This window comes from Saccharopolyspora shandongensis, from assembly GCF_900106995.1.
Taxonomy (GTDB): domain Bacteria; phylum Actinomycetota; class Actinomycetes; order Mycobacteriales; family Pseudonocardiaceae; genus Saccharopolyspora; species Saccharopolyspora shandongensis.
In genome coordinates this window covers 1-8,992 of the sequence record NZ_FNOK01000114.1, presented here as the reverse complement: position 1 = coordinate 8,992, position 8,992 = coordinate 1, and the positions used below count along the sequence as shown (strand labels likewise).

Sequence of the window (8,992 nt, the reverse complement as noted above, 5' to 3'; positions counted from 1 at the left end):
GCATCGGTGGCCAGACACCTCAGCAGCGCTACGACGCGGCCACCAAAGCGACACCATCCGGGCCCGTGCAGCAGCACGCCGGTGTCACCCAGCGGCCGGTCACCAGCACCGGCGTGGTCGCCTTCTCCGGCTGCTCGATCATCATCGGCCGCTGCTGGGCCGCACAGACCGCTACCGTCTACTGGCAAGGCGACCGCGTCAGCATCATGATCGGCGACACGGTCGTGCGGACGCTGACACTGGACCGCAGCGTCCGCTACCAACGACTCACACCAAAACTGTCCACGACGTCATGAGACAAAACTGTCCGTGAGGTCCTGAGACATGACAGGCCGCTAGAGCAACCACAACCACTCACGACCACTGACCAGCGAAAACATCAACAACAGGGAGAAACCAGTGTTCTGGATCCAGCTCAGCACGTTCGTCCTGTTCAACCTGCTGATCCTCGCCATGCTCACCACCCAGATCCCCGCCCGAGCCATCGCCTTCACCACAGGCCAGCACGCCGGAGGCGGCGAAGGCGCCTACACGGTCTGGCACCTCATAGCCGACATCGAAGCCGAAACCCGCGAAGCGGCAGACAAGCACGGGCCGGAACACGAACATCCCCACATACCACCAAAATTCCCCACCACCGACCCCGACGAACCCACCGGACGCCACCACCTGCACCCGTAACCGCTCGTGAGTGCTTTGGAGCGCTAGAGCAATCCAAACCACTCACGAGACCCCGAACAGGGCCGGTGCGGCGACCTCCCCCAAACCCACCCGCACCGGCCCACCCCGGTGACCGGGCGCGACCTCCCCCCGACCCCGCGCGCCCGGTCACCGGCACCCCGCTGGGACGAACGCCAGACTTACGGGCGCTACCCTTCAAGTCATGGCTGACGATGCCGACCGGACATTGCCCGATGGCTCCTGGGCTTCTTCCGCTGGGCGCCGACGGAACATGCAAGCCATCCGGAATCGCGACACGACGCCTGAACGGTTAATACGGCGACTCGTGCACGCGCGGGGATTGCGCTACCGGGTTTGCGCACGTCCATTGCCAGATCTTCGGCGTACCGCCGACATGGTCTTCCGACCCTCAAGAGTGGCTGTCTTCATCGATGGCTGCTACTGGCACGGCTGCCCTGAACATTACAAAGCACCAAAACTAAACCCTGGCTACTGGTCAGACAAAGTCGCACGCAACATTGCGCGCGACCGGGACACCGACCAGGCGCTCACTGAAGCCGGGTGGCTCGTCCTCCGATTCTGGGAGCACGAGCCGCCAGAACACTGCGTTCACCAGATAGTGAAACGAGTTACCTCACGCAGGAACAGGCTCGGAACCGACTGACCTGAATATGTCGAGCTGAATCGAATCCAGCCCTCTAGACGAAATCCCATTCTCCATTTCAAGGTCAACCAGAAGTTGATCCCGCAACTCTGGTCGAAGCACCGCAGCAATGGCCCTGCCGACAGCTTCAGCAACAGGCGGAGGAAAAGCATTCCCTACCTGCCGGTACCGAGCAGTCTTGCCTCCCGAGAATTCCCAGTCACGCGGGAACCCCTGAATGATCGCCGCCTGCTCTACAGTCAGCATCGGCCCCGTTTCGCGGAACAGGTCCCGATCGGGGACGCAATGACGCGGATCATTCGCGACCCCCATCGCGTCGATCCCCAGCTCCGCCCAAGCGCGCTTTGCCCGCGTCGGCCCCAGGTCAGCGCCCCCGTGCTTCTTTGATCCTCCCACCAACGTTGGCGCGACCGCGTTGCTCTTGTCATGGCGCTGCGCACTCTTAGCTTTTGCCTTCCACCTAGCGAAAGCCTTCTTTCCTTCTTCGCCATGCTCATAGAAACGCTGCTTCATCGTCTTGTGCAACGCCTCGAAAACGCTGACCACGCCCAGGCTTGACGCCACCGGCCAGACAAATTCAGTACCGGGTTGAAGAACGTCTCTGCGAATAGCTACGAGAATAGCACGGGGGCGCAATTGCGGAACCCTGAAGTCGCGCGCCTCTAAAATTCTCCACGACCGATCGAGATCCAGACCTTCCTCTGCAACATCGTACTCATCCCTCAGCTGATCGAGAATTTGTTTCCGATAAGAGGAAAACTTGTGACGAGGCTCAAGAAGACCTCGGACGTTCTCGATCATGACAGCCTTGGGGCGAAGCTTTCCCACCAACTCCAACATTGCAGGGAAGAGATCCCTCTCGTCATCCCTCCCAAGTTGCCTACCTGCCAAAGAAAAAGGAGGGCAGGGGACACCTCCAGCCAAGAGGTCAAGCTCACCCTGCTCGATTCCAAATTTGTCACGAAATTCGTCAAGCCCAAGCTCGACAAAGCTATTAAGATCGTCTTCGATCACTTTGCCAGAGCTGATATTCAGGCGACGTGCATTCGAACGGAGTGTCTCAGCGGCATGTGGGTCGATCTCGACGAGCGCCCTGTGTGCGTAGCCAGCCTTGTGCAGGCCGACCGCCTGACCTCCCGCACCTGCACAGATCTCCACTGAGGTCAAGCTGCCACTGCCGACGCTGGCGCCCATCGGCACTCCTTCTGTCTCACGCAAACGACGCTCAAGTGTCGCAGATGGCGCAACCCCGCCATCCACGTACTGAGAGACACACTACGTAGCGGCCGGACCCTCGATAAGCCCGGCCGCCAAGTTCTTGCCTCCCACTAGTTCTCCATGTGTCGCAGCAAGGCGCGAACGTCGCTGGCGTCGAGCCCGCCGGCGACCGAAGGCTCCTCCTGGAGATCGGATAGCTGCTGCACCGATGGATCGTCAAGGATCTTGCCCATGAACTCGAGCTTCTGCGTAAGGCGTTCCTCCACTGTGATGTCGATCGAGTTCCGAACGGCGAGTACTGTGACCCTGGTCTCGGTTTCGGGGTCAAGCCCGAGACGGTGGATGCGGTCGAGGCTTTGCAGGAAGCGGCCGGCCATGAAGTCCCGGTCGACGTACACCGCGTCATGGCAGACCTGGTGCAGGGAGATCCCCTCCCCGAGGGTGGCCGGGTTTGACACCAGGACCATGCAGTTCGGGTCGTTCCGGAAGCGTCGCAGCTGATCTTCCCGGTCAAGGGTGCCGCCGTGCACCACCGCAGGCTGGTACTTCGCCAACAATTTCTGCAGTGTCGTGAGGCTCCGGACAAATGTCGTCCACACCAGCGTCTTGCGGCCATTTGCCGCATTCTCGGCAACGATGGCAGCGGCTTCCTGGTACTTGGGCGACAGCTCGTAACTCGGGAGCTTCTGCAGAAGCTCAAACATGGAATCGTTCCGCGGGATCTCCAGCGGCGGAAGCTGATACGCGAGGGGTTCGTGCTTGCTCGCGGCCTCAAGCAGCAATGCGGGGCTCGTAGCAGCCATCAGCAGCCGCAGAGCCGTCCTACCGAGCGAGCTCAGGTCGTCTCGTGACGTGATTCCCGACAGACCGCCCACCAGGGAGTCGTATATCTCCCGGTGCAACGGCGGCATGTCCACGTATCGAACCTTGGAATCCACCATTGGGAGCCCGAGCTCCTGCTTCGTCGTCCGCGTGAACAAAGGGCGCAGGACGCTGCTGGCGTACGCGAGGTCACCGCCGTCTACCGCAGTGGCCACTGTCCGATGTCCGTACCCTGGCCAGACAAAGCCCAGCAAGCTCTCCAAGTCCTTGGCTCCGTTCGGTGCCGGCGTACCGGTGAGAATCAGCCGTCGCCGCGCAAGCGGACCAAGTGCCATGCAGGCCGCACCATATGTCCCGCGGCTGCCAAGCTTCATGCGGTGCGCCTCGTCAAGAATGATCATCGAAGGCGCCTCCTGAAGCCACCCCGCAAGCGCAGCCAGTGAACGATCCAGTCGCTCATAATTGACTATCAGGACCTCAGCCCATCCGTCAGGACTGCGCTCGAAAACATCCGTTCGCAGAGGCTTCCGGAAGCACGCACCCGTCTCGAACTGCCATGATTCATATGCAGACTTAGGGCATACGACCAGCAGGCGACGAACCTTGCCCGCCGTGCGCTGGGCAGCGTAGACCGCCAGCGCGACGCGTGTCTTACCTGCACCGGGCACGCTGAAGTTCGCACCATGGTGGAGAGAAAGCAACTTGGCGACATCCCGCAGCTGAAACGCTCTGAGATCCCCTATCCAGTCGCCTCCGAGCGATGCAAGCACTTCGGCTGCGCCAAGCTCTTCCACTGCTTTGGTGGTGTCCAACCTGGACTTGACCGTGGCAGCGTCCTGCAGGTTTCCCCGCACGAGCTCTGCGAGCTCAGGCTCCCACTCCACGCCGGTGTGATCCGGCCATCCGCTGATCAGCTTCAGACGACCGAGCAGGTCATCCAGGTCGACACTGATGGCCAGTGGGCCGAGCTGGGCCCAGGTCGGGAACCGGGCTGCCAGCTGGACAAGATCGTCGCGGAACTTCTCGCCGGTCCTCAGCACTACCCTCGCGCGGGTGTCATCGAACCCGAGATATAGGGAGGATCCAGCGCCGGTGTCAGTCATGAGGCGTCCTCATCGGACACCGCTTCGATCAGCCAGGTGACACCCTCACCGGGATAGGCAATGCCACGGCCGGCCTGGCGTGCAAGCTTGCGGAGGCTTTCCCTCAGGTTCACCACCGCTTCGTCGAAGGCGTTTTCGTCCAGAGCGTTCGCAGCACGTGCCTGCACGAGATCAGCTACGCACTGGTCGATGTCTGCACAGGCGTCTGCGAGCCGTGCCGGAGCCAACTGCTTCCGCTTACGAATGCGAGAGTCGCGACCTGCCTGGTCAAGTGCCCGGTCAAAAGCGTCTTTGACCTGGAGGAACCGATCGCCGGCTTGCTTCTTCTCTTCAACCGATACCCCGGTGGCTGCCTTCATCTCCGCTTTGACACGCAGCACTTCGTCATTGATCTTGCGCGCGACAGCAAGCGCATCTGGCTCGCTTGGCAGGGAGACTCCCAACCCCGGGACGGCCAGCTCATCAGAGTGGGTGCTCGCCGAGTCGAATCCTTCCGGCAGCCACTTCTTCAGGTACTCCTCGTGGAAAGCTCCGTTCTCGATAAGCCGCACGTCCGTCTTTGCGAAATCGAGCGTGATGGCCGCTAGCCTGAGCTCCTTGAGCGCGTCGGCCTGGGCTGGGCCCTTCGCCCGAGTTGTATCCCAGGCTCGGTGCAGTTCCTTGAACTTTTCCTGATCATCTTCGAAGTCGATAAGCCGCAAGCCTGGACTGCCATCCTTCTTGCTGCGTTCGATCTGCTCACGGATCTCACCAAGAATCCACCGTCCCTGCTCTACCGTCGACACCCGGACATGGAACTCCTTAGCAATGACCTCTTTAGTCTTCCCCAAAGCCGCTTGCTCTTCCATCGCCAACAACTTGTTGATGTAGGAGTAATCACGCCGCTTATCGGGCCGAAGCTGCAGCGACAGCTCGACCGCGTTGATATCCGCCCACGTGAACGACTCCGGGAGAACGCCGACACGCATGGACTGACGGCCAAGCTCACGTAAGGCCGCAGCACGGGTATTTCCGTTCACAAGGACGCCGTGGTGCGTCACGAGGCCCGGATCTGATTGCCCGAAATCCTTGAGGCTTTCCTTGAGCTGCTCAAAGTCCTGGTCGCGTCGGTTCGGATCCGCCGGCTCCGCCTGAAGCAGGAAGGCCAGGTAGTCCTGGCTTTCTGCGCTGTACGGGTCCTCAGTGAGGGCCCGGTCCTGGTCGGGATCATGGCTTCGCTGCGCGCGGATCCGGTGTGTCGCCGGGTTGAAGTAGAGATAGCTGAGCGGCACGTCGATCACCTCGACGTGCAACGGCTGCTGGTTCCACTCAACGGTCACCGTCTCACGGGCGCCGCTGGAAGCGGTAGCTTCCGCAAGCCGCTTTTTGATCAGCTCACTGATCTCGGCCGCGGTCGGCGGCAGCGGGTAATCCCGCACCATGTTCGCTCCGTTCCTTTGAATTGCTTACTTGAATGCAACAGCTTGTCAAGCGCGGGCTTGCCGGCTTCTGGCCGCCAAGCCCGTGTTCCGGTCGGCTTGAGTAGATACGGAAGACCAATGATCACCAAAGCCTGCCGTCGGCAGGCCCGCTAGCTTCCCTGTCGCCGGCCCCCTTACCGCCGACGGCCTTCTTGACCTCCGCGCGAGCTTCCCCAGGCAAGGTCCGGTAAGTGGCCCACAACTTCTCCAGGGTGCTGAAGGTCCGGCGATCACGCTCCAGCCAGGTAGTAAAAACCTCGAACTCCAGCGGTGAAAGCGATGCGACATCGGCGATCACTTCACCAAGGTCAACGACCTTCCCGCGTCCGCCGACCCGGCACCGGTTGCATTCCGTGACAAGCTGCACCTCTTCGGTCCCATCGGCAAGCCTGATCTGCTTGCGCGCAATGTCCAGCTGAACGCTGGAAACCCCGTCCTCGTACAAGTCGCCGGCCGCCGCACCACACGATCTGCACAAGAAGCCGTCGTCTGACATGACCTTCGTGCGCTGCGCAGCCGTCAGACCCGTCTTCTCCTTCGGCTTCGCCTTCGCACGCAGTTCGGGGAGCCAGACTTCGGCTCCTTTCTTCGTGTACCGCTGCTCTTCCTGCCGGAGAGACGGGTCCTCCCGCTTGGTATCGATCTGCCATCCGTAGTCACGCAGATCACGGATCCGCCGATCGATCTGGGACACATCCGGAAAAGCTTCGCGCAACCGGGATTTGGTGAAGATATTGCGTTCGCCAACCTCGGACTCCAACCAGAGCGCCGCTCTGACCATGCTCCCGAGCTTCGGATCCTGCCACGACGGCAGCGTCATTGAGCCCTCCTCGTCATACACAACACAGTGACAACCAGTCAGGGGTAGCTGATGTCTTACCGTAGCGCTCCCGTGAGCCCCGCGTTGACACCCCCAGCGATCTTCCTTCCCCAGGAGACACCGATCGCCCAGGAATGTCCAGCAGTTCCCGAGTTTGCGCAATCCTGCGTCGACACCCGCGAAGCGGCACCCCCGCTTGACAACCCGATCGAGACCGTGGTCATCTGGTTGGGTGTCGATCACGTAGCGCTCGGTACACTTGCCCGACGCGTCCGGCTCCAGCGCCGGACGCTTACTTTGCGCTGCGTTTTCCAAGAGAGGAGACGTCCCATCAACAGCAAGCCCGCACGCGCCAAACTCGCCAACGCGATCCGGCATCTCTGCTCGCTGCTCGAGGCGCCTGCGCCGACCCTGGATGGCTTCCGTCAGCGCCTAGCCGCCGACCACCCGCTCTCCATCAGCCAGCTGTCCCGGTATCGCAACGGGAAAATCGTCCCCAGCAAGGGATTCCTGCGAACCTTGCACCGCGCTGCTACTCAAGACTCCGGCAGCGTGGGCGTTAGCCTCGACGAACTGCTCCAGCTGCAGACTGCCGCCCACGCCGAAGCGACCCAGGAAACCAGGCAGGCCGCCACTCCCAATGAGACCGCAAAACTCTCTGCCGGTCTCAACTTTGCACGGGACCGGCAGAGGAGCGTGGGTGCGCCCCTGCTGGCGCAGAGTACGCCGACGAGGAACAAGAAGCACATCGCAGCGGACGCAGTAATCAAGATGCTTCGCCGCAACCGCCACGAAGACACGCTCACCCTCATCAGAGAGCTTCCCGAGCTGCTGGGGCCATCGGGATGCGCCGCGTGCATCGTGGAGTTCCGCCAACGGGACGAACATACGCTGGCGGAGGCCTTGATCCAGTCCTTCGGTCGCGCCCGCCCGCACAGCGATGTCCTTCGATTCGCGCTCGCACTGAACCACTGCGGACTGATTCCAGACTCCAACAAGGCGATGTGCGCCGCCCTGAGAGGAACGTCGACAAGCCGGACTATCGACTAGCCAGCGAAGGTCCGCACCTGCCTGAGATCCCTTGCCTGGCAACACCGAGCAGGAAGACATTCCTCGACAGCACGTACCAGACCCCAAGGAGACAGATCAAGACCAAATTAAAGTGACCACCGCCACGAATGCGACCGATACGCCTGATCGCCGCTGCCGAGGGCAGCGTCTGTTCGTGTCACCGATCTTGACCAGGAGGGTGCTGACGTCGAGTCCCCATGCGAATCCACGTCTTCTACGTGCTTGCCGCAGAGCCAAGCAAGCACGTCATGCTAGGTATGCCCCGCCCACAGCTCATGTTGCGGATCTCGAGTGCATCCGATTTTGAGCAGATATGGCGGCGATGCGTGATTGCGTTCTCATGAGCGCTCGTACAAACCTTCCCGCCCGGTGTCTCGGGGCGGGAAAGGCAAGTCCCAAGCACGACACGACACATGACATGGAGATCTGCGTGCCCGAAGCCACTCCTCCTACGCGCGGGAACCCTGACGAAGATCCCGCCTGGCCTGTCGCGGTGGTGGGCCTGATTGACCGCCGCCTGGGCAGCCCTAAACGGTTCCGTCGGCGCTCGTCCTCCTGGTCTTCATCCTGGCGGCGCTCGTGTGCCTGGTACTCCTCGCGACCACCTTCCATATGGTTCCCAGGCTGCTGACCATCCGCATGTAGGGCAGAGGCCGCTGGAGGTGAAGGCCTGGATTGCGATCTGCGCCGAGACCAGGCCTTTCACGTGAGCCGGCCCGTTCGGCCCGAAGCTCAAGACGCTGCTCGCCACGTCAGAGGGCGCCCTCTGTGGCATGCCGTCAGCTTGTGCCGGCATGCCACTAGGTGTGAGGTTGCCCCCGAAGACCGGACACCGGGGTTTCATGCCACGAGGGCGTGGTCTTGACGATAGCTGACGCGCGTTTCGTGGGGTGTTCGGTGATCAAGTGTCGAATGTAGACGGTCGTAATTGTAGTAGCCGAGGTAGGAGAAGACGTCCCGCCGGGCGTCTTCTCGGGTGGCCCACACGGTGGTGCCGATTTCGGCTTTGAGCGTGGAGAAGAACGACTCCGCGACCGCGTTGTCGTAGCACGACCCGGCCCTGCCTACCGACGGTCGCACGCCCAGACCGGCGATCGTGGCACGGAACTCGGTGGAGGTGTATTGCGAGCCACGGTCGGAATGAAAGACCGCG

8 protein-coding genes and 1 pseudogene are annotated in these 8,992 nt (G+C 61.7%); 4 read left to right on the top strand and 5 right to left on the bottom strand.

Translation table 11 applies throughout. The annotated features are described in order from the left end of the window. The 3 genes and pseudogenes from BLW84_RS45580 to BLW84_RS45570 form a co-directional block, all read left to right on the top strand. Positions 1-296: pseudogene (locus BLW84_RS45580) on the top strand (IS481 family transposase); the annotation flags it as partial. A 103-nt stretch (positions 297-399) separates the two neighbouring features. Beyond that, on the top strand, positions 400-681 hold the full coding sequence (locus BLW84_RS45575; RefSeq protein ID WP_093278939.1) for a hypothetical protein: 282 nt from the start codon (positions 400-402) through the stop codon (positions 679-681). A gap of 202 nt (positions 682-883) precedes the next feature. Continuing rightward, on the top strand, positions 884-1,345 hold the full coding sequence (locus BLW84_RS45570; protein ID WP_093278937.1) for a very short patch repair endonuclease: 462 nt from the start codon (positions 884-886) through the stop codon (positions 1,343-1,345). On the opposite strand, the gene BLW84_RS45565 is transcribed toward BLW84_RS45570, so the two are convergent. The 4 genes from BLW84_RS45565 to BLW84_RS45550 all read right to left on the bottom strand — a co-directional run bounded on the left by BLW84_RS45565 (position 1,316) and on the right by BLW84_RS45550 (position 6,768). Next, positions 1,316-2,539 (bottom strand): DNA cytosine methyltransferase, encoded by a 1,224-nt coding sequence (locus BLW84_RS45565; protein ID WP_093278935.1) that lies wholly within the window; start codon positions 2,537-2,539, stop codon positions 1,316-1,318. The genes BLW84_RS45570 and BLW84_RS45565 overlap by 30 nt on opposite strands. A 134-nt stretch (positions 2,540-2,673) precedes the next feature. Continuing rightward, entirely contained in the window at positions 2,674-4,488 is a 1,815-nt protein-coding gene (locus BLW84_RS45560; protein ID WP_093278933.1) for a DEAD/DEAH box helicase, read from the bottom strand. After that, positions 4,485-5,909, bottom strand: coding sequence for a ParB N-terminal domain-containing protein (locus BLW84_RS45555; protein ID WP_093278931.1), 1,425 nt, complete (start codon positions 5,907-5,909; stop codon positions 4,485-4,487). Before BLW84_RS45555 ends, BLW84_RS45560 begins: the two co-directional genes overlap by 4 nt. A 121-nt stretch (positions 5,910-6,030) precedes the next feature. Further along, positions 6,031-6,768 carry a hypothetical protein gene (locus BLW84_RS45550; RefSeq protein ID WP_093278929.1) on the bottom strand — a complete coding sequence of 246 codons (738 nt, stop codon included), beginning with the start codon at positions 6,766-6,768 and terminating at the stop codon, positions 6,031-6,033. A 72-nt stretch (positions 6,769-6,840) separates the two neighbouring features. Here BLW84_RS45550 and BLW84_RS45545 point away from each other — a divergent pair, with 72 nt between their 5' ends. Continuing rightward, a complete protein-coding gene (locus tag BLW84_RS45545; protein ID WP_143061384.1) occupies positions 6,841-7,818 on the top strand; it encodes a hypothetical protein in 978 nt (325 codons plus the stop codon). An 861-nt stretch (positions 7,819-8,679) separates the two neighbouring features. Here BLW84_RS45545 and BLW84_RS45540 read toward each other — a convergent pair. Then, positions 8,680-8,992, bottom strand: a 313-nt coding sequence (locus tag BLW84_RS45540; RefSeq protein ID WP_143061383.1) for an integrase core domain-containing protein, incomplete at its 5' end; no start/stop codon positions are given.